General features: G+C 47.1%; 20 protein-coding genes and 1 pseudogene. 6 read left to right on the top strand and 15 right to left on the bottom strand.

Annotated elements, in window-relative coordinates:
* Nucleotides 1–129 precede the first annotated feature (129 nt).
* On the bottom strand, nucleotides 130–699 hold the full coding sequence (locus tag ACKFKF_RS13320; protein ID WP_446860713.1) for a Uma2 family endonuclease: 570 nt from the start codon (nucleotides 697–699) through the stop codon (nucleotides 130–132).
* Between the two features lie 185 nt (nucleotides 700–884).
* Between ACKFKF_RS13320 and ACKFKF_RS13315 the strand changes: the two are divergent.
* From ACKFKF_RS13315 to ACKFKF_RS13305, 3 genes and pseudogenes are all read left to right on the top strand, one after another.
* Nucleotides 885–1,115: pseudogene (locus tag ACKFKF_RS13315) on the top strand (aminotransferase class V-fold PLP-dependent enzyme); the annotation flags it as partial.
* A 257-nt stretch (nucleotides 1,116–1,372) separates the two neighbouring features.
* Nucleotides 1,373–1,570, top strand: coding sequence for a hypothetical protein (locus ACKFKF_RS13310; protein ID WP_446868144.1), 198 nt, complete (start codon nucleotides 1,373–1,375; stop codon nucleotides 1,568–1,570).
* Between the two features lie 242 nt (nucleotides 1,571–1,812).
* Entirely contained in the window at nucleotides 1,813–3,312 is a 1,500-nt protein-coding gene (locus tag ACKFKF_RS13305) for an energy transducer TonB family protein (RefSeq protein WP_446868143.1), read from the top strand.
* Between the two features lie 158 nt (nucleotides 3,313–3,470).
* Here the strand turns inward: ACKFKF_RS13305 and ACKFKF_RS13300 are convergent, their stop codons facing one another.
* The 11 genes from ACKFKF_RS13300 to ACKFKF_RS13250 form a co-directional block, all read right to left on the bottom strand.
* Nucleotides 3,471–3,725: a hypothetical protein gene (locus tag ACKFKF_RS13300; RefSeq protein ID WP_446868142.1), complete on the bottom strand. Its 255-nt coding sequence runs from the start codon at nucleotides 3,723–3,725 to the stop codon at nucleotides 3,471–3,473.
* 280 nt (nucleotides 3,726–4,005) lie between these two features.
* The gene (locus tag ACKFKF_RS13295; protein WP_446868141.1) at nucleotides 4,006–5,901 is read right to left on the bottom strand and encodes a DUF7453 family protein; all 1,896 of its coding nucleotides are present in this window, start codon (nucleotides 5,899–5,901) and stop codon (nucleotides 4,006–4,008) included.
* Nucleotides 5,883–6,158 (bottom strand): hypothetical protein, encoded by a 276-nt coding sequence (locus tag ACKFKF_RS13290; protein WP_446868140.1) that lies wholly within the window; start codon nucleotides 6,156–6,158, stop codon nucleotides 5,883–5,885. The genes ACKFKF_RS13295 and ACKFKF_RS13290 overlap by 19 nt, the downstream gene beginning before the upstream one ends.
* A 124-nt stretch (nucleotides 6,159–6,282) precedes the next feature.
* Nucleotides 6,283–6,819, bottom strand: a complete 537-nt coding sequence (locus ACKFKF_RS13285; protein ID WP_446868139.1) for a nuclear transport factor 2 family protein — start codon at nucleotides 6,817–6,819, stop codon at nucleotides 6,283–6,285.
* A 68-nt stretch (nucleotides 6,820–6,887) separates the two neighbouring features.
* Complete coding sequence (locus ACKFKF_RS13280; RefSeq protein WP_446868138.1) at nucleotides 6,888–7,298, bottom strand: nuclear transport factor 2 family protein; 411 nt, start codon at nucleotides 7,296–7,298, stop codon at nucleotides 6,888–6,890.
* Between the two features lie 131 nt (nucleotides 7,299–7,429).
* The gene (locus ACKFKF_RS13275) at nucleotides 7,430–8,320 is read right to left on the bottom strand and encodes an alpha/beta hydrolase (RefSeq protein ID WP_446868137.1); all 891 of its coding nucleotides are present in this window, start codon (nucleotides 8,318–8,320) and stop codon (nucleotides 7,430–7,432) included.
* Nucleotides 8,321–8,568: 248 nt separating this feature from the next.
* Nucleotides 8,569–9,489 (bottom strand): SDR family NAD(P)-dependent oxidoreductase, encoded by a 921-nt coding sequence (locus ACKFKF_RS13270; protein WP_446860721.1) that lies wholly within the window; start codon nucleotides 9,487–9,489, stop codon nucleotides 8,569–8,571.
* Nucleotides 9,490–9,603: 114 nt separating this feature from the next.
* A complete protein-coding gene (locus tag ACKFKF_RS13265) occupies nucleotides 9,604–10,131 on the bottom strand; it encodes a DsbA family protein (protein WP_446868136.1) in 528 nt (175 codons plus the stop codon).
* A 195-nt stretch (nucleotides 10,132–10,326) separates the two neighbouring features.
* Complete coding sequence (locus ACKFKF_RS13260; RefSeq protein ID WP_446868135.1) at nucleotides 10,327–10,956, bottom strand: response regulator; 630 nt, start codon at nucleotides 10,954–10,956, stop codon at nucleotides 10,327–10,329.
* Nucleotides 10,957–10,968: 12 nt separating this feature from the next.
* Complete coding sequence (locus ACKFKF_RS13255) at nucleotides 10,969–13,284, bottom strand: GAF domain-containing protein (protein ID WP_446868134.1); 2,316 nt, start codon at nucleotides 13,282–13,284, stop codon at nucleotides 10,969–10,971.
* Between the two features lie 116 nt (nucleotides 13,285–13,400).
* Nucleotides 13,401–14,330 carry a LysR substrate-binding domain-containing protein gene (locus tag ACKFKF_RS13250; protein WP_446868133.1) on the bottom strand — a complete coding sequence of 310 codons (930 nt, stop codon included), beginning with the start codon at nucleotides 14,328–14,330 and terminating at the stop codon, nucleotides 13,401–13,403.
* Nucleotides 14,331–14,541: 211 nt separating this feature from the next.
* Between ACKFKF_RS13250 and ACKFKF_RS13245 the strand changes: the two genes are divergently transcribed.
* Both ACKFKF_RS13245 and ACKFKF_RS13240 read left to right on the top strand, forming a co-directional pair.
* Nucleotides 14,542–15,000 (top strand): nuclear transport factor 2 family protein, encoded by a 459-nt coding sequence (locus tag ACKFKF_RS13245; RefSeq protein ID WP_446860726.1) that lies wholly within the window; start codon nucleotides 14,542–14,544, stop codon nucleotides 14,998–15,000.
* A gap of 241 nt (nucleotides 15,001–15,241) precedes the next feature.
* Nucleotides 15,242–16,816, top strand: coding sequence for a helicase-related protein (locus ACKFKF_RS13240; RefSeq protein WP_446868132.1), 1,575 nt, complete (start codon nucleotides 15,242–15,244; stop codon nucleotides 16,814–16,816).
* Nucleotides 16,817–16,904: 88 nt separating this feature from the next.
* Here ACKFKF_RS13240 and ACKFKF_RS13235 read toward each other — a convergent pair whose 3' ends face one another.
* The gene (locus tag ACKFKF_RS13235; protein WP_446868131.1) at nucleotides 16,905–17,513 is read right to left on the bottom strand and encodes a hypothetical protein; all 609 of its coding nucleotides are present in this window, start codon (nucleotides 17,511–17,513) and stop codon (nucleotides 16,905–16,907) included.
* A gap of 211 nt (nucleotides 17,514–17,724) precedes the next feature.
* On the opposite strand from ACKFKF_RS13235, the gene ACKFKF_RS13230 reads away from it, so the two are divergent.
* Complete coding sequence (locus ACKFKF_RS13230) at nucleotides 17,725–18,219, top strand: hypothetical protein (protein WP_446868130.1); 495 nt, start codon at nucleotides 17,725–17,727, stop codon at nucleotides 18,217–18,219.
* Nucleotides 18,220–18,562: 343 nt separating this feature from the next.
* Here the strand turns inward: ACKFKF_RS13230 and ACKFKF_RS13225 are convergent, their stop codons facing one another.
* Together ACKFKF_RS13225 and ACKFKF_RS13220 are read right to left on the bottom strand one after the other, a co-directional pair.
* Nucleotides 18,563–18,967 (bottom strand): hypothetical protein, encoded by a 405-nt coding sequence (locus ACKFKF_RS13225; protein ID WP_446859842.1) that lies wholly within the window; start codon nucleotides 18,965–18,967, stop codon nucleotides 18,563–18,565.
* A gap of 1 nt (nucleotide 18,968) precedes the next feature.
* Entirely contained in the window at nucleotides 18,969–19,748 is a 780-nt protein-coding gene (locus ACKFKF_RS13220; protein WP_446868145.1) for an Arm DNA-binding domain-containing protein, read from the bottom strand.
* Nucleotides 19,749–19,869: the final 121 nt, after the last annotated feature.

Here is a 19,869-nt window from a genome sequence, read left to right as displayed (position 1 = left end):
TTCTTTCGCCCTTCCCGCAGGTGCGCCTTCCTTGGAGACTGACGTTAATTTAGAAATTCAGTAACGCTTGATGACAGAAAACAGGTCATTGGCGTTATTTTTTTGAAGATTTTTTTGGAGCTTTGTGAGTCATTCAAAAAAGGTTTCTACGATGCACTCAAACCCTGGTAAAAGGGGAGAAACGATCGTATCTTGAGCAAGCAATGTAGCCGTTAGTTTGAGAACAAAATTTTCTCGACGATACACTTCGGCCTGTCTCAGCAGATAGTTGACGATCCAATATTCCTGCACCCCTTGAGCAGAGTAAAGTTTGAGTTTGGCTTCTCGATCGCGCCGTTCGTTTGTCTTGCCTGGAGAGAGAACTTCGACAATCAGTTCTGGCGCACCTGTGAGATGGCCAGCTTCGTCAATCAGTTGAGTGAGTCGATCGGTGCTAATCCAGATGACATCGGGGATGACGTTATCCGCTTCGCTAAAAATGATTCCAGGAGTCGGGAAAGCCTCGCCTAATTTACTGGGTTGTGACCAGGCTTGCAAAATGGCAGCAATATTACGAATAACAGCCTGGTGTCTCAGGTGTGGCGCTCTGGTCACAAACAGTTCTCCATCAATAATTTCATAGCGTTTCCACTCGTCGTTAGAAAGCAGATCGAGATCGGAAGTTGTCCACCGGATTTTTTCTGGGACGGCTTGACTCATGACTTGACTCCGTGACCGTTATGGCTTCTATTGTCGCTTGTTTTTGAGGGTTCATTAGACAAAACGATGAGGAGACGATCGCTCTCAAGATTGATGATCACGCGAGAAAAACTCTGACACAATTCTGACACAATAATGCTGGTGGCCCTCAGCCCAACGCAGACGGCAGTGGACGAGCCGCATTAGCCGCCTTCACCGCTAGAGATGTGCATCCTCATGATTTGTCTACCATTTTGGATCAGGCAGGGGTCGCCATCAGAGCGGGACATCACTGCACCCAGCCGCTTCATCGCCATCTCAAAGCCCAATCGACCGCACGAGCCAGCCTTTACTTCTACAACACTCGCGAAGAAATCGACGTATTTATTGCTTCACTCAAAGAAGCCGTGGAGTTTTTTGGCGGACTGTTTGGGTAGGGTTCTCGGCAGAAATCTCTTGCTTCACGGCCTAATTTTGTCCGAACCATTGATTGTTAGAATCGAGGATTAAATAACCTGTAATTTTGGCCGACGGTTCAAACCGTTCCGACCAAAACGAAGTCTGCCTTCGCTCAATAGGAAGGCGTTTTAATCGGCGAAAGTCGGCTTTGTTTTCACGGATGCATTGCCGAAACCAGAGTATTTTTGAGTACGAGTCTGTTCGGCTCCACCAGTACAGTCCAGTTGAGTTTGCAATGACTAAACGATACCTCGATCGATGGATTCCGGATGGGGCAACAGTCGTAGATATTGGAGTGGGAGTGGGTCACTATAGCAGAGTTACTAGACCAATTGCTGTGATAGAAAACAGCAGCAGTGAGATCATGACAATCCCGCCTGCCTTAAGAAGTTCGATCGCGCTACTCATTTCCACTATCCCAACTTGCTTTTAGAGTCTTGCAAAAATTTTGAACATATAGATCTTTTAGATCTTTTGCACTGAGACGACAAAAAGACTAACCAGCAGCATAAGACTAATGCGACTTATTGTCAAGTGTTTCTCAACGCTCATAGAATAGAATCGTTGCAATTCGTCGTAACATAACCTCGGTTTTAGCTACCCTTGACAGGTGATCGATCCATCATTAGCGTAAGATAGGAAAGATCATCCGATGCAACTAATTATCAACAAATCATGAGTTTTGTTCCAGAAGTGATTGAGCAACGGAAAAAAGAAGCTGCGGGTCTAAAACGGTTTTTGCCCTTCAGTTTCACAAGTGCGATCGTCCTGCATCTGCTCTTGATCCCGTTGCTAGTACTCCTTTGGAAACCAGCCCAAGAGACGGCGGTCGCAGAAGAAGAAATTGAAATCATCGCTGACACTCAACCGGACGAACCTCCACCCGATAGCGCCTCCACAGATGCAGAAGCAGGCGGAAGCGGGGGGGGCAGTGAACAGTTCTCACTGTTTAATCCGAATCCAAGTTCTCCACCTCCTGATTCTGTTGAGGTTGCACAAGCGATCCCTGAACCTGATGTTGTGCCATCGCCGATTCCTGAACCGGAAATTGCCGAACAGATTCCCCTGCCAGACCCTACTCCCAGTCCTTCTCCAAGTCCGACTCCCACGCCTAGCCCATCACCCAGTCCAACTCCGTCACCGAATCCATTTCCTAACCCAACCCCGTCACCGAGTCCCTCTGCAAGTCCAACCGCAACGCCAACTGCACAGGCGAACTCGCAACCAGAACAAAACAACTCACCCAACGGCCAGACTACCCAAGCTAACAACAATCCTAGCGGAACTAGCACAGGAACCGGAAATGGAACTGGAAACGGCTCTGGTAATGGTAATGGTAACGGGATCGGAAATCGTGGCGCTGGAAATGGTGTAGGGAATGGCAACGGGAACGGAACCGGAAACAGTACAGGCTCTGGACAACAAGGCAAACCTAGCCCATCGCCTCAACCCGTTGCTGTTCGCGAAGCTCCACCGCGTGAAGACTTTGATCCGCCAGCTCGATCGCGTCGCAATCGGCCAAAATGCAAAGATAACTGTAACTTAGACCAATATCTGGGTGCAGAAGGGTCTGCTCGGTTTGATTTTGATGTCGATAAAGACGGCAATGTGACTAACATTCGGCTGAGAACATCGAGCGGAGACAGAGAGATCGATCGCAAAGCTGAAGAAGCAATCCGTCGCCGCAGATACGAAGCTTCAGAAAGTGGTTTTCAAGGTCAGCGAATTCGAGTTACCTCCGAGCAAGAAGGCTCAGATTTCCAGCGTCAAAATGCCGATCGTCGTCGCCAAGAAGAAAGCGATCGCGCAACACGAGAAGCAGAACGCGCAGCACAAGAACGCTTAGAACAAGAGCGCATTCAACGCGAAGTTCAGCAACAGAAACCGCCTGCTTCTGCAACAGAGCCGAGCCAACCGCCTCAAAATGCGCCACCAACTCCTGCTGCACCTGCTCCAACTCCGAGCACACCAGACCCTGAACCTACACCAGAACCCGCAGCCCCTACGCCCGAACCTGTTGCGCCTGAGCCTACACCAGAACCTGCTGCACCCCCTCCCGAACCTGCGCCAGTTCCGGAGGCTCCTCCACCTGCTGAACCTGCACCGGAGCCTGCACCAGAAGCTGCACCCCCTCCCGAACCTGCGCCTGCTGAAGCTCCACCTCCTACTCCCTAACGTGAGATGCGATCGCTTATATCAGCTTCTGAATACGATCGAGTTGAGCTTCATTTGAAGCATCGCAACGTCCAGATTGCCGCTTGCGTCTTGATAGTTGATCTGTCTACCTTGGGCTAGCAGTTTCGCCCTAGACAATTCAGTATTAGGCAAGCCTGTTACAATGCTCGATCGCAAGATTGGAATGTTTGAAGAACCCGGCAGAACATCGATTTCAATAGTGAGCGATCTAATACGTCAGCTAGTTGATAGTCGAAGCCGAATGTAGTCGGAATCAGTTTTGTCAGTAGGTCTGAAACCAAGTTTTTGTTGAGGATTTCCCAGAAGTCTGTCTCGTTGGGATAGGTTTTGAGAAAGTTGTCGATGTAGTTGTAGATCTGCGTAAACTCAGGGTATTCAAGGGGATTTGTCACACCAATACCCTCTTTGTAATCGTAGCTGACCGACAAATCGATCGTTGCGCCACCTTGATGGTCGATCGTATAGTCATCAAACTTAAATTCCCAGCCCTCATCTAGCGTGGCGATCTCTGGAACAGGGGATGTTAGAACTTGCCTTGAGAAACCTCTACAGAATAATTGGATAAGAAGAGACGTAAAAGGAGTTGATTGTTCCTAAAAATCGCAGGACGATTCAAGACTTCCTTAGTTCATCACAGGTATTGAGTTCATGATAGTTTCTTAGCTACCTCATTTACAACATGGGACGTGTCTGACTAATGATACTTACATTTGAATCAAAAGGAGTACTGGTGTTGAAGACAGCATCAAATGCTCTGCGATCGTTTAGTAAGTTTGCTCTCAAAAATAATCCGCTGGATTGTGCGATCGCACTCGTCGCCGCTGCTTGATCTAAAGTCGGTCTACTTGGATCACGAACAGGGTTGTCTTCATTCGTGATGCCGTAGTGATTCGCACCCTTGACTGTAATTAAAACTTTGGGCGGATTGAGAATCTGATCATAGGTGGATTGACTCCGATTTGGTAAAGACACGCTATCCAAATCGCCTCGAATCAGTCCGAGCGCAACTTCATTGTTAATAGGCACAAATTCTCCAGTTTGCGGATTTCCAAAGCTAGTTCCATAAAAGATGCCTGCCTTCAACTCTGGAGGAACCGTGTAGTTTTCTGCATTCAGTCCAGGGATGCGAATCTCTTCCTGGGTTGCCCCAATTCCCACGGCTCCTCCAAACGAGTGCCCTAGCAATCCCAACTTGGTTGTGTCTACAATCTTAAAGAGCGGCGACGAGTTATCCTGGTCTTCCACTTTCATTTGATCTAAAACATCATTCACTTGCCCTTGCTCAGGAAATAGACCCGTAGCAGATGAACCATCGGGACGAAACAGCATTTGCTCATTGTTGGGAACCACCACCACAAAGCCGTAACTTGCGACTTGTTCAGCAAAATTAGAGTAATCTGCTTTATCGACTAGCGCACCTTGTAGCAAAAGGGCTATGGGAAACTCGGTCGAGCAATAGGAGCTAGGCAATTGGGGGAAGTAAATGTCGGCGGGGTCTCCATCGGCTACAGTTCCATCGGAGCGCTTTGCGCTGATCGTCGTTGTGTAGTGTCCAATCTCGTTATAGAGAGAATGAAGGCTAAACGGTGATTTAGATGGTTTGTCTTGATCAGCGCGAAAAACTCCAGAGCGACCATCTGCTAATTTTGCCCAGAATGCCACGGAGTCCTGATTCAGACCTTTATTTAAGAAGTTCAATTCTGTCACTGTTGAACCCAGTAACTCATCTCCCGTGGTAATAATTTCCTGCTGTCCCACGAAAAGACCACTGCCGCCCGCATCAAAATCGGCAAGATAAGCAATGGTTCCTTGATTGTTGATATCAACGCCTCGGAATGAGCTAAAGTCACCAAGACTATCCGCGATCGTTGTTAGGTCATTGCCCTTTCCAGTTAATACCTCAACTTCTCCAGTCGCTTTAACTGCAATAAAGGCAGCCGTTCCTCGATCGTTAATGGCAGGAGAACTCCCAAACAAAGTTAATCCATCGGTTGAACCTGCGATCGTATTCAAACTGCCCCGATGATTCGTGAAGATGCCTGCGTTTTGAAACAACTCCGCGATCGGAACTGTTTGCCCGTCTACCTCGATTGTTCCTGGAACTAGAGCGGTGCCTGCGGAAAAGACAATTGTTCCTTTAGCGTTAATGTCTGGCGTAATTCCAAAGGTTGTGAATTCAGGGTTTGCATCTGTGATGATCTGAATTTTGCCTTTCTTACTAGAAAAAATCTCTTTGTCTCCATTGTCTAGATCCGCCCGGAATCCAACTGTGCCACGATCGTTGATCACAGGCTCCCCAAACAAATTGTCGAGGGTCGGAATGCGTTGAAAGTTGAATTGTCCTGAACTATCTGCAATCAGCGTGGTCGTCGTGCCGTCACCCGTAAAATAGCCCGCGTCACCGCTGTCGAGTCCGCCTAAAAAAGCAACTGTTCCGTCATCGTTAATTGAGGGCCCCACTCCCAAGAAACTGAACTCGTCGGATGTCTGTGCGATCGTGCGGAGTGAATTGCCATCGCCGACAAAGATGCCCGCATTGAGAGAAGCGTCTACTCCCCAAAATGCCACCTGATTCTTATTGTTGATTTAAAGGTTTCAGAATCAACATCGATCTGTAAATCGATCCGCACGATTTCTGCACCAGGATAGACCACTAACACACTCACATCTGCCAAAACTAAGCTGGGTTGAGTAAATACCTTACCGCGTTGAATTTGTTCTAAGATATTTTGTACCGCAGGTACTCCACTCGCAGTGAAACTTGAAACTTCACCGTTTGAACGATGAATCTTGAATAGAAGTGTTTCAGGAAGTAGATTACTCATTCTTGAATGTCCTTTGTTACCCTGTTCTTTAGAGTGCTGGTTTAAGGTTGTTAGCCACGATCAAGCCTTCTCAAACCAGTCCAATGGAATCTAGAAAACTGTATGCTAGTCCATCGATCGTGGGTTACTTGATTGGGACGTTAAACGCCTTAGAAACTAGGATGGGATTGAAGTATTCGGTGTACTCTTTGATTAGTCCATTCTCAAACTTAAAAATTCCAATGTAGTCATTCTGATAGCGTCCACCTGCTCTAATCTCAATATCGCCTTTGAACTGAACAAAGATCACATCGCGATTTTCAGTAGGGAAAATCGTTCGAGGGAAAGACATCTTGCTAAAGGTTTTGGGAAGAGAACTGTACTGCTTGTAGATTCCTTCTCGCCCATCAAAACTTCTAGGGAATTCTCCAAAGGAGTAGGGCATAATCTGCCTTGCATCCTTCGCAAAGATCTCTCGGAGTACTTCAAACTTTGCGGTCTCAAGCGCTACAAAGTAAGCTTCCACAGCTTCAGCATTTGTTCTCCTTGCGGGTCGAGTAGGGTTTGCCTGGGCGGTCGTATTTCTACCCGTATTGGCACAACCAATCGTGGTTCCCAAGCTAAGTAATCCGATGCTACTTTGAAGAATTAACCGTCGATCGACCCGTGCTTTTTTTACCATTTTCTAACTCCTCCTTTGATGCAATGTTCATGGAAATTAAGCAGGACGATTTCCGGTTTCCCATGCGTTTAGCGCAACTGCGAAGCAACCGACATTTTCATTTTGTTGACTTTCCACTCGTTTCCCGCCCGCACAAGCGCATAATTGTAGACACCGTTCAGCATCCAAGTACCTTCTTTGCTGTCCAAATCGGTATGATGCGCTTGGAAGTTTGAGACGCAGGTTGCTGTATTTCCCTTGACCGTCACCACATGACTACCAATGATGTGCTGTGTGTTCTTAAATGTGTTCTTGAAAAACTCCGACCACTGCTGTATTTGCTTGTCTGCTGAGATTACCGTTGGCTTGCCACCTGTCATTGCTGTATAGTCAAATTCAACTTCATTAACGAAGTTTTGACGACATCGATTCCAATCTCGTAAATCGGCAAAGATGGCAATTCCGTTTACTGTATTGACAATCAAAGCTTGGTCATTCATGGTACTCGAAGGTAAGCTTTGCTGGGCATTTGACTGAATATGGTTCGCTAGAAGTGCCGTCAAAAAGCTTGTTGCCCCTGCACTTCCAAACCAAATGACATTTCTGCGAGGGAGCCTGATCATCGTGTCCTCTAAAGAGATGTTTTGAGCTTGTTCACGGTGAGCGCGATCGCTTGATTCACCGTTTGAGGTTGATCATAGAAATCAAACTGTTGGCGATCGGGCAACCAAACAATCTGCTTGTTTTGACCAGGGATTGCTGCAAAAAACTGACGCGCTCCATCAGGAATCGCAGCTTTTTCACTGTGAACAAACAGCGTCGGTACTTTGATGTTTTTTGCCTGGGGCATAGGATTAAAGGTCAACCACTCTGCCCAAGATGCCACGGCAAATCGATTGTCCCACTGGGGAATTGCTCCACGCTTGGGATTTTGATAGTAGTCAATTTCGCCAAACATCGGCGAGTTTTTGTCAGTCTTGCTTGTTGCTGGAACGTACTCTGCTTTCCCAGTTTTCTGAAAGTCAGCTTCCGCCTTTCGTCCTCTCGCAATCAGCTTTTGAACTGTGGCTTCTCCGCCATAGACCTTGTTTACAATTTGAGGATCATGAATCCACGGTGCAACCGTAACCAGGGCTTTGATGCGAGAATCTTCTGCGGTCGCAGTGGTCATGTAGCCTGCACTCGCACAAATACCCAGTCCAGCAATCCGATTTGCATCCACGGCATCCACAGTTTGTAAATAGGTCACAGCGTTCTTGATATCGGCAATCTTAGCCGTGGGAGATTCAAAGTCTCGCAGCTTGCCGCCACTCTCCCCAAAGGAGCGGAAGTCAAAAGCTAAGGCAGCATAGCCTTGTTCAGCTAGTTTTTGGGCATAGAGCGCTGGCATTTGCTCTTTGATAGTCATCCAGGCTCCCGTCACGATTAGAGCAGTCAGCTTGTCACCCGCTTTGTAAGTAGTCGGAAGATAGAGATTTCCAACCAGAGTTTCCCCTTGACTTACAAAGGTGACTTTGTTCATTCTAGGCTTAAGGGCTGTTGGTTGATTGGCTGTCAGAGTTGCAGGTTGATGGGTGGGGGCTGATTGCTTATTCGTTTGCGCGCTACAGGATAGCGACATTGCAGTGCTAAGTGTGATGAGGGAGAAAATGCAGAAGCGAGTTAGGGATTGCATCATCTGACTCCAAGAGTTTGAATGTCTTTGCGATACTAAGTTCTTGCTCCGTGATATCAAAATCTTGCGGACTCATATGAGTTATTTGAGTTGCGTCATGAGAGTAGTCCACAAGTGACATCCACGGCCGACCCATGAAAAGCACTACCTTGGGGAGAAGCCAAGAATAGAACGGTTTCAGCCATTTCTTCAGAAGTGTTGGCTCGTCCGATCGGTAACGTTTTCTCGCCTTCCTCAAAGGCAACTTTTCGTTGAGCAAACGCATAGCGCAGCATGAGGGTATCGACTCCCCCTGGAGAAATCGAACAGACTCGAATATTGTTGCGGGCGTATTCCAATGCAGCCACACGAGTTAGTGAGATCACCGCATGTTTGCTGGCATTGTAGGGAGCGATTTCGGTATAGCCCTTGTGTCCTGAAACAGAAGCATTGTTAATAATCACGCCTCTTCCTTGCTTTAGCATTTGAGGAATCTCATACTTCATCGATAAAAAGACTCCCAATGCATTGATGTTCATCGTCTCGATGTAGTCTTTCGTCGGTTGTTCGTGAAGTTTGACAAATTTTGGATTGACAATTCCAGCATTGTTAAAAGCAACATCAATGCGACCATAGCGACGCACACAATCATCAATGAATGCTTTTACTTCTGCTTCGCTTTGCACATCTGCTCTTTGATAAGTCGCTCTACCACCTTTGGAATTAATTGAGTCTGCCACCTGCTTGCCCAAGTTCTCACGCCGACCGCAGAAATGCACGATCGCCCCTTGTTGAGCAAACGATCGTGCGGCTGCCTCACCAATTCCTGAAGTTGCCCCTGTAATCAGCACGACCTGGTTTGCAAATTGCCCTTTCTGACTGTCTTGAGGGGCGGTTTGAGCGATTTCCTCATTGCGCTCACCAGTCGGTTGACTATTCGCCTGGGCGTATCCTGCAACAGCAGCAGTCGTGACACCTGCGATTCCAATTCCGCCTTGCAGCAACAGTCGTCGATTAAGTTTCTTTGATTTTGACATGGTTAGATGTTCTCCCAAAATGAGGGTTATCAAGGCTTTGTGAGATGGTTTTACCCTCTCTAGTAGAGTTTCTAAAATTTTGTCAGGAACCCAGTAGCAAATATTTCGGCGCGATCACAAGGCTGATAGCCTTTGAGTCGTTGCCAGGATTGCATCGAAAGTGTAAGCCCCGTTGTAGCGATCGCCATTGATAAAAAATGTCGGTGTCCCATTCACACCGCTATGAATTCCGCTGATTAAGTTTTCACACACCCGTGCCGCATGTCGGTGGTCTGCAATCTCCTGTTCAAAGCGATCGCAATCGATTCCCAGACTTGCAGCATAGTGCAGCAATTGTCCGTTCCCAAGCCTCTGTTGATGGGTAAATAAATAGTCATGGATTTCCCAGAATCGCCCTTGAGCATTCGCGGCTTCCGCCACCTCAGCCGCATATTGGGCATAGGGATGAATCGCGGTCAGAGGAAAGTGGCGAAATGCAAAACAGAGACGATCGCCCAACTGTTGGCGAATGCGATCGACCATTTGATGAACTTGACGGCAGTGAAAACATTGGTAATCTCCATATTCAACGAGTGTGATAGGCGCAGTCTCTAGCCCTAAAATGTGGTCATCTTTCTGAAGGGGTGGTGTCAATTTGCCCATGACAAGTTCATTGCTTGCTAGAACACCCTGAAAGATTTGCTCAGGTGAATCTAAGAAAACTTTAATGTGATTACTCTATCGCTAGAACTGGTATTTGCAAATGAGCAGCAAGCTTATTTTCTACTCTACTAATCCGCAGAGAGATTTCTATATCATTCAGCATAGCTGTGGATTGTAATGTTCTTTCTGACGGGATTACAGGCGAACCAGTCCACGTCTTACGGCTAACATTGCTGCTTGGGTACGATCGCTAACTTCCAGTTTCGACAAGATGTTATTCACATGGGCGCGAACTGTTCCCTCGCTAATTCCGAGTTCTCTACCAATGTCCCGATTCCCGTATCCCTTAACCATCCAGCGCACCACTTCTAGTTCTCGCATCGTTAACTCAGTCCAGGTCATGCGGTCTGCAAGCTTTGCTGCCACATGCGATGGAATGTATTTTTGCCCCCCATAGGCCATTCTGATCACTGCCAATAGCTCACTGGGCGGTGCGTCTTTGAGCAGGTAGGCCATTGCTCCAGCTTGCAGACTGCGATAGATATCCTCGTCGGTATCATAAGTGGTCAGGACAACAAACCGCCCGTTGCTAAATTCTTCACGCAGAATTGCGATCGCCTTGACTCCATCGATCTCTGGCATTCGCAGATCAATTAATGCCACGTCGGGCTGACACTGCCGAAAGGAATCAATGACTTCTCGGCCGTTGCTTGCTTCTGCAACGATCGTCATGTTTGGTTGTCGCCCAATCAAAGCTGCCAATCCCTGAAGAACGATCGGGTGGTCGTCGGCAATTAGGATGCGAATCAGTGGGGTTTGAGTCACACGATACTCCTATCATTGAGGCAAAATCGGAACGGTGATCTGAATGCAAGTGCCTTGCTGTGGGTCGCTGACAATGCTCAATTGGGCTGCCATCTGATCGGCTCTTTCTTGCATTCCGATCAAACCATACCCTGAAGCCAGCGAAGTGTTTGCATCGAACCCTTGACCATTATCTTTTATGTGCAGATAGATTTGGTTTAGTTGATAGTCAAGCTCAATCTCGACTTGATTAGCATTGGCATGTCTCAAAACATTGGTAAAGGCTTCTTGGGCAATGCGTAACAAATGATCCTCGATCGGAGGAGTCAGCGGATACGGAATTCCCACAAGCCGATAGTTTGTTTCCAGCGATGTACCGATCGCCATTTGCTCTGTCAGGTGTTCGAGCGCGGCTTCGAGGGGTTCAGTTTCGAGCGATCGTGGGCGCAAAGCTCGCACCGATCGTCGCGCTTCGTGTAGTCCGTTTTTGGCTAGTGCGATCGCCTGCGATAGATGTGCTTTTTGATCCCAAAGGTTGGTTGTGTAGTCGTCAGTTGCGGCTTGCAGTTGCACAACGATCCCCGTCAGACATTGGGCCAAGGTATCGTGAATCTCACGAGCGAGGCGGTTTCGTTCTTCCAAGATCGCCGCTTGTTTTGCCTCATGTTGTCCTTGTTTGGCAAGCTGCATTAGTTGAATGGCTAGTGTCGCTTGGTGGGCGAGTGCCTGCACCAGCTCCAACTCTTCAGGCTGATACTGGCGATACTTAGTGCTGCGTAGTGTGATGTTGCCTAAGAAGGTGTCGCCAAACAAAAGCGGAGCCACCAAAATTTGTTTGATGCCACGATCGAGGTTGTGAGAATAGTGTGCGACATCCTGAATCAAAATTTGTCGCTGCTTGAGGAGTGGCATGTATTGATCGTCCCATTGGCGGAGCGGGTTTGGGGTGCGGGCACAGGGATGACAAATCTCTTTGCTGCGCTGAATTTGTCCATTTTCGTAGTTGAGATGCAGCAGGGTGGTGTCGTAGACTTCGCTGTAAAGGTAAATCCCCGCAGATCGATCGTTCAATTGATCCGCGATCGCTTGCAGCATATAACCGAGGCAATTGTCTAATACAGGTTCTAGCGCCAGGGTGGTGAGCGTTTTGACTAGGGCTTCAGTTTGTCCGCGTGAGACTTGTTCAGCGCGTCGTCGCTCTGTCACTTCTGTTTGTAAGGCAGCATTGATGGTTTCGAGTTCTTGCGAACGCTCTGCGGCACTTTGTGTTCTCGCCTGTTCTATTTGCAGAAGTTCTTCGTCTTTTGCCTGACGCTCGATCGCCGCTGCAATGCTATCCGCCGCAATTTTCAAAATCGCAATCTCCGCCTGGTCAAATAGTTGTGGTTCTCCACAGTTATCAAACCCAATCTGCCCCCAAGGTTGATGGTTGACGATGATGGGTAAATAGACGAGCGAAGTGACCCCTTGAGCCATAAACAGAGTACGACATGAATCTGAAAGCTCTGACACCAAATGATTTGCAGTCTCCGCCTGTAAAAGTCGTTCGCATAACTCTGGAAAATCTTGCCAAATCATTAACCCTATCTCGGAAGTACGTTGATAGCTGCTAAAAGTTCCATTTTTGCACCATTCACTCAAGGCTTGAATCGGAGAAAGCTGAGACACAGGATAGCGCTGAGTCGTCATGATCGCACACCGATCGCTCCCCACCGCTTCCCCTAACAATCGCACCACATCGGGAAGCACAGTCGTGTAATCAGAGGACTTCAGCAGTAGATTTGCAACTTCAGCGATCGTGCTAAGAAGTTGGGCGCGTTCTTGAGCCGCGCGATCTTTTTCCGCAAGCAATTTCTTTTGCAGGGCAAAGAAGTCGCTGTAATTGGCATTAATTTCGACAATTTCCTCAACCGCGCCATTGGCGTTCCGAATCGGTACATAATGTCCTCGCCCATAGTGGAGTTTGCCTCCTGCCAAGTCTCTCGATGCATCGTAGGTGGTCGGAGGTTCGATGACGGCTTCTCCAGCAAACGCTCGTTGCATATAGGGCAGTGTGCCATTTTCAACCAGTTGAGGATTGCTAAAGATTGGACAAGCCTGCTGATTTAACTGGTCGATCGTCAGTCCAAATAAGTTCTCAGCCGCCGCATTCATCCGCGTGATGTAGCCATCTGTGTTAATCGACAACATGCTAATGGGTGCATTTTCAAAGATCTGCCGATAGCGCAATTCGGATTGACGCAGGCTTTCATACTGCACGACGAGGCGATTGTTCTCCTGCCTGAGTTGAGCGAGCTCCAGACCGAGGCAGCTATTTTCCTGCTGAAGTTGGGTAATCAGATTAGCCATGATTTCAAAGGAGAATCAGTTATGAATCATTATGATGCGTTTGGAAGTCTGGCACACTCTGTTTTAAGCTACATGAGACTCTGGGGTTGATAAATTGCTGTTTGCAACAGTTCTCGTTAGGCTCTAGCGTTAGTAGTTTTAGAGCTAGTGGTTGAGCGATCGTCCTGCACTCTTTCATTCAACAAAACTACCAAAAATTTCTGTAGGGTTGGGGAGATAAGATCTTCACGCCAAGCCGCTGCAAACTTGAGAGTAATAGGCGAATCTGCCAGAGGTCTACAAATGACGTTTGTACCAACAACAGGCCGGACGCACTCTGAAACAAAGGTGATGCCAATCCCCGCCGCCACCAAACATACACGGGTTTGTAATGAAATAGACTCTTTGACAATGTTAGGTTGAAAGCCAAGTTGCTCACAGAGTTGAATAAATCCATCGTAAAGCGCAGGGACCTCCTGACGAGGATGGATGATAAAGGCTTCATTCGCTAAAGCAGCAGCAGGGATTTTAGTGTAACCAAGCAAGGGATGTTTTTTGGGTAGCACAACCAGGAATTGCTCTTCCAGAATCGGATGCAGCTTCAACCCACGCTGATCAATTGGTGGGTGCAGAAACGCTAGGTCTATTTTGCGTTCATTCAAGGCGGCAACCTGAGCCTCGGTTGAAAGCGCTTGCAGATTGAGTTCGACCTGGGGAAAACGATCGCGGAATCGCCCTAACAGCTCTGGAAACACCGTGTAGGTTGCGGTGGAGGTGAAACCAATGGTTAGCTGTCCGACTTCTCCACGAGCAGTGCGTTTGGTGAGTTCGATCGCGCGCTCTTCCTGGGCAAGCAGTTGTTTCGCCTGTTCCAAAAATACCTGTCCTGCGATCGTCAACCGGACTACCCGCTTCGTCCGAGTTAGGAGAACAACACCTAGTTCACGCTCCAGCACCACAATTTGCTTGCTCAAAGCAGGCTGCGTCAGGTGCAACCGCTCGGCTGCTCTGCCAAAGTGCAGTTCTTCAGCCACAGCCACGAAATAGCGAAGCAAACGAATTTCCATTTTAATAACTGCTGGTTATTAATAATGCATCAATTATGAATTGGACAGACAGAAACTGCACGACTAAAGTAAAGAAAAGTAATATCCAAACGTTGTTCTTGAGGAATACAAGATGAATCGAAAAGTATTGTTACTTGCTTGCTCTGCTCTTTTGCTTTGCGTCGGACTATCTTTTGTGAGTGGTGTCAATGCGATACCATCAAGCGCAGCCATGTTAGACCAAAAAATGAGTGCTAAACCAGTCTCTTCCAAGCGCATTGAGGTTGTTAGACGATTTGTTCAGGCAGTGGAAGCTAAAGATATCAGCACAGTTAATCAACTGATCACAGACAACATTGTTCTGGAACAACCTTATTCGCCATTGCAACCGGGAGGACTTCGAGTCGAAGGCAGGCAGGCTGTTAATGCTTTTTTCAATCGAATCTTTAGTCAATATTCTCAAATTCGATTTGTTAATATAGTCTTTCGGCAGTCACGGTTTGACAATGCTGTGATTCTTGAAGGACAGGGTGATTTTCTGGTGTCAAGCAACCCAACTCCCTATCGAAATCAGTACATCGGGGTCATTGAGGTTGTTGATAGTCAAATAGTTCTCATCCGAGAGTATTTCAATCCATTAATTCAACCTGAAGCATCTAATCCTGGATCGAGTCAACCGAATAGGCAGTAGGGCACCTCGATAAATCCAATTCGAGAATCTTAAGTTAAGACAGGTATGAGATCATAGAAATAGAACAGTGATAACGTGAATTTCAATGAAACAACCCGGCTTTGAGATGCGCCTAACCAGTAGCTCGATTTCTGGAGCAATGTGGCTTTTCCGGTGGTGCATAAGACATCAAAGATGGAGAACTCAGGACATCTATAGACGAGATACATCTGCAAGTACTGAGAATCTCCACAGGTTGATTGTGGCGCTCTCACAGCGACTAGCAGAATTTGATGAGAGTAGAGCCAGTACGATTAGATACGCAGATGTACTGTTTCCCAGCGATAATTTTAGTGAATTTAAGGCAACAAAGCTATCGCAAAGAGATGGGAAAATCAATGAAATCTATAAGTTCAGCGAGGTTCTACATCAAAAAGATGATGAGAACCGAAGCTTTATTGCTGAATCGAATGAAATCTTAGAGTTAACTAATCTTGCATTGCGTTTATTGAACTTCTCCGCAATCACTCAAGGTAATGGGGTGGAAAACGCAAAATTGGATTGGTTGAAAGAAAAGCTTGATCAGCATCCTGCTTCCCGCTTCTTGGTCTTCACTGAGGTTCTACAAACTTGTGAAATTATCACTAAAGCCCTTCCTGGCATTTGTGAAAAGATTAAGGGAAGTATGGGTAGTGCAGAAAGAGAAAGGGCTGTTCGCAGATTTCGCGGTGTAGAACGCTCAAATGTTCGCGTCTTAGTAGCAACTTCAGCAGCAGATGAAGGCTTTGATTTTCAAGTTGCAAGTCAGGTTGTGCATTGGAATCTAAGCTCATCACCCGCCGTTCTAATGCAAAGAAATGGCAGAGTTGCAAGGCTTGGACAAGTTGCTGATGTGACGGCACACTATCTCATCATGACGGGCACACATGAAGAAAGAAGGGAATTAGCGCTACATGAAAGGTTTGAAGAGCTAGGAATAAAAGATGAGCAATTACGCCTGAAAATTTTAGGGGGATTGAATGAGGAGAAAGAAAAAGAAATCTTAACCGCTGTTCAAGAAAATAGGTTACTGGTAGTTAATCAAATTTTGGAGAATGCCAGCGAACAAAACAAAGAGATGAATCAAAAACTAGGAGACATCCAGAGGAATCTTGAGGCACAGTCAGTCATTGTTCGAAAGATGCTATTTGATAGAGTATTGTGCTGGCTCAAGCTTGGGCTGCCACCTCGAATGCAGAATAACTTCGCGTTCAAGTTTAATACTGTGACATGGCAACATCCAGTCTTTACGATTGGAGAACAAACTAGCAATGAAACTGCAAGCGCAGTGGTCGCAGAGATTAACAGAGCAAGTAGCCGTACAAGACAAATTAAGGTTACTTTTGATCCGGAATTTAATCTTTTTAGTTCGCTTGGAGGAGACTATTCTTTAGCGGGTCTTCGTCCTTGGACAAAGCGAGTGAAGAACGGCAGCGCAGCCGAAGTTTGGAAGCATCGCCTGATCAGGGATGTTGACCCCATTGGAGAGGTTGCCTGCTCTCTAGCTCGGCAGCGTGGTGCGGATTTCACTACAATTTCTGCTGACAAGTTGTGCAAGGTATTGCCAGATTTACATAAAGTTCGCTATTTCCTGTTTGCAACTCACCCAATGCTGGAAGTAGAGGCACGCTCATCAGAAAACGCTTCGTCCTACATGACCTTTTACGCGTTTAGGGACGAATCTAACGTTCCAATCTGTCCTCAAGGTCACTCTGCTGAATGTGTTCATGGAGTCATTTCACTTCTAGAAGAAGAAGCGCAAAACTCAGATTTTGAACTGATGAACTCTCTTGCTTGAGAATGCACAGGAAGCAAGTTCTAAAGTTTCAATATGGTTGCAGAATTCTAGGGTATTGCCCGACTGGGATGGCAAACGTACTTCTTACCTATTCCTGTCGCTTTAGTTGCTGTGCTTCCTTAGATCCGAAAGAAAGATGAAGACTATGCATTTTGACAGAGGCTCCATTTTCAGCGAATGTCCAAATCTTACGCTTGTGTTGCAAACCGTAGCTAATGTGAATCGGCCGATCGCTTCCATAGAAATACAGCGAATCAAACGGCAATCGCCGCCCTAGAATCCACTCCACCAAGCGATCGCTTTCCAACCCTACAATCCGAAAATCACAAGCTGCACCTAAGCGTTTACCCCTTCGGGGAACAGCGAAGCTACCGCAGTAGTACTTCCCATTCCAGTTCACCTCATGCGCCATGTGCTGATCTCGGCTCGAATCAACGCGACCATTTTTAATTCCTGTTTCTGGGTCTTTCTGGCTCAAAAGGCGCTTCAAATCTCTTAAGCAGAAGCCATAGGTAAGCTGAAATCGCTCTTTGCCAAAATGGTCAATGATGGGGTCAAGCAAATGCTGACAGAGTGCTTGCAATGCTGGAATCGTTTCGTCTATGTTTTGCGGATAGGGGTTGATGAGATCTTGATGCTTCTGGTAGGTCTGGGTACAAGTACAGAAGTCATCCAGGTTGAGATATCGCCCCAACAATTGAGGCTGCGTTTATTTGCATCTCCGCAGAAGCTGCTCAATATTATTAACGTGAAGAAATAGGAGTAATCTCGTTATTCTGCCTCTTCTGACGAATCACGGAACTCTTTATTTCGCATTTTCGAGAAAAACCTTTGCGATCTGCCATCAGAAATCTCGAAGCGATCGCAGAAAATAGGAGGGAACCTTTGGGGACTGAGGCAAGGAATGGATGGTTTGGCACACCAGTTTAGGAATACGATCGCTCCAAGGCACTGAGGCAGAACTCTATCTGTCCACAATGCAAGATGCGATCGATTACATCGAAGTCATGGGTGACGAATTAGATGTCAAAACGGGCGCAAGCTTCGCTCCACGTAGTGTTCGCATCTTCGATTCTGCAAATTTCCAGCAAAAAGTCATCATTCTCCATCATTGTCTGTTCGCACTCTTGAAGTCAGAAGTCGAAGCCCCAGAATTGACCAATGTTCTCGAAGCAGGTGCTTACTTCCCTTTCGCTTATCTAAAGATGCGATTGGAGGAAGAGATTTCAGAAGAAGATGAATGGTCTGATGACGAAGAAGATTTGAAATATGCTTATCGTCGATCGCTTTGGAACGCCTTTGAAGAATTTGTACGCCCTCGCTGGGAATCTGCGGTTGAGGAATACGGAGAGCGTGAGGAAGAAGCTGATTTCAGCGATCTCTCCACTGACTTCGACTTGTGAGAAGAAATCATCGAAGACCTTGCCGATCGAATTTTTTGGGATCGAGACTGGCAGGTGAGTTCGCGCTGCTTGTATGTTGAGGATGAACTGCTCGACAGTATTGAAGAAGAATTTAGCCAACTTACAGGCTTAGATGAAGCATATATGAAGAATCGATTGCCTAGGCTGACGAGGCTGATTTGCCCCTAGCAGAGCGAGCGCTACTCGCATTAGCCGAAATCCGTCCTTGGGGATTGGAACCCTGAAGATTGTCAAATTTTCCTGTAACCATCACGACATCACACTGCTTCCAAAACCAATTAAACAAGCGAAAAAGGGTTGATTCGATCAACCCCTCGCTATCTTAATCACCAAATTCATCCTCTTCTAGCCCAAACGATGGGACTTGAATGTGGTTGATTGTCCCTGCGTAATGCTCTTCAATTACCGCAACAGATGTCCCGCACCATTCAGCCACCCGACGCGAAGAAATCCCATCTTCTAAGCACAGGGTGATGAATGTGTGACGACAGTTGTACTGAGGCAAATATTCTTTGACCTTGCCTGCTGCCACTAATTGCTTGACGACAGGTTTCCAGACGCGATTCAAGAAGTTGTGCGTATCCAATTCTTTCCCGTTTCTTGCTGGAAACACCAAGTCATTTGCGCTGCTAGCTTGCGGTCTAATCTCGTCCAAGATGCGCTGCAATTCTGCATTAATCGGAAAATAGCGTGGCGTGTGCGTCTTCGTGGACTTACGGATTCTCACATCAGTGGCAACCGCTTCGCAGAAGTAGATGCGATTCTTCTCGATATGCTTCCATTTGAGTGCGTTGCCTTCGGCTCACGCGGAGCGTGTCCGCTTCTTCGGGTCGGCATCCGGTATGAAATAGGAATTTGACATAGGAAGCGTAATACGAATGCGGAATCGGGGAGAACTTCGAGGAATAGGTATCATTCTCAAACGCTGAGATGATCGCTGGAACGCAAGTTCGAGAAAACGGCTTGCGCGACACCCGACTCTTCTTTTTTGTCCGAATTTCCCTAGCCAACTCCTTGAACGGATTGTCAGTCACCAATTTCTTCCGCATTGCCCATTCGCAACAAGCACTCAGTTGCTTCAGGGTACGTTTTGCCGTTTCTGCCGCGTAATTCTTGAGCAGATAAGTTTGAATCACAACTGCATCTTCAAAATTCGGCTTGGGCAGTTTGCGAAGACGCTTCTCGACTTTGCCGTAATCCCGAATGATCGTCGTTTCTTCAAGATGAGCGCTTTGAAACTCGGTGTACTGTTCCCATAGCTCGATCAGCGAAGTCTTTGGCGGCGCACTTGGGGTAAAACTTGGGGTAACGTTGCTGAGAGCCGAGTGCGGCTTGTATTTCTCCAGCGTTGGATCAAACCTGTCTTTGAAAATGTCGTCTTCGATCGTCGCTGCCTTGCGTTCTGCAATCTTGCGATTAACAGGGGTATCTGCAAGTCCAGTGGAGAGGTAGTGACGTTTGCCAGCGACCGAAAACACAAGCTGAATGCGATCGTTCGATACCTTGATCTGAACCGAACCTTTGAAAGCGCTTCGTGAAACTCCTAAACAGGAACGTTCGTGCTCAAACGCTTTACCCCCAATTTACCCCAATTTCTAGCCCAAACTGAGCTAACTTGACCCAACACAA

The organism is Phormidesmis sp. 146-12, assembly GCF_052939495.1.
This window is presented reverse-complemented; position numbering and strand designations above follow the sequence as displayed.

What these genes read in the sequence shown, in the direction of transcription:
- ACKFKF_RS13320 (WP_446860713.1), bottom strand. Translation starts at nt 699, where the DNA reads ATGAGTCAAGCCGTCCCAGAAAAAATCCGGTGGACAACTTCCGATCTC.
- ACKFKF_RS13310 (WP_446868144.1), top strand. Translation starts at nt 1,373, where the DNA reads ATGACTAAACGATACCTCGATCGATGGATTCCGGATGGGGCAACAGTC.
- ACKFKF_RS13305 (WP_446868143.1), top strand. Translation starts at nt 1,813, where the DNA reads ATGAGTTTTGTTCCAGAAGTGATTGAGCAACGGAAAAAAGAAGCTGCG.
- ACKFKF_RS13290 (WP_446868140.1), bottom strand. Translation starts at nt 6,158, where the DNA reads ATGAGTAATCTACTTCCTGAAACACTTCTATTCAAGATTCATCGTTCA.
- ACKFKF_RS13285 (WP_446868139.1), bottom strand. Translation starts at nt 6,819, where the DNA reads ATGGTAAAAAAAGCACGGGTCGATCGACGGTTAATTCTTCAAAGTAGC.
- ACKFKF_RS13280 (WP_446868138.1), bottom strand. Translation starts at nt 7,298, where the DNA reads ATGAATGACCAAGCTTTGATTGTCAATACAGTAAACGGAATTGCCATC.
- ACKFKF_RS13275 (WP_446868137.1), bottom strand. Translation starts at nt 8,320, where the DNA reads ATGAACAAAGTCACCTTTGTAAGTCAAGGGGAAACTCTGGTTGGAAAT.
- ACKFKF_RS13270 (WP_446860721.1), bottom strand. Translation starts at nt 9,489, where the DNA reads ATGTCAAAATCAAAGAAACTTAATCGACGACTGTTGCTGCAAGGCGGA.
- ACKFKF_RS13265 (WP_446868136.1), bottom strand. Translation starts at nt 10,131, where the DNA reads ATGGGCAAATTGACACCACCCCTTCAGAAAGATGACCACATTTTAGGG.
- ACKFKF_RS13255 (WP_446868134.1), bottom strand. Translation starts at nt 13,284, where the DNA reads ATGGCTAATCTGATTACCCAACTTCAGCAGGAAAATAGCTGCCTCGGT.
- ACKFKF_RS13250 (WP_446868133.1), bottom strand. Translation starts at nt 14,330, where the DNA reads ATGGAAATTCGTTTGCTTCGCTATTTCGTGGCTGTGGCTGAAGAACTG.
- ACKFKF_RS13245 (WP_446860726.1), top strand. Translation starts at nt 14,542, where the DNA reads ATGTTAGACCAAAAAATGAGTGCTAAACCAGTCTCTTCCAAGCGCATT.
- ACKFKF_RS13230 (WP_446868130.1), top strand. Translation starts at nt 17,725, where the DNA reads ATGGTTTGGCACACCAGTTTAGGAATACGATCGCTCCAAGGCACTGAG.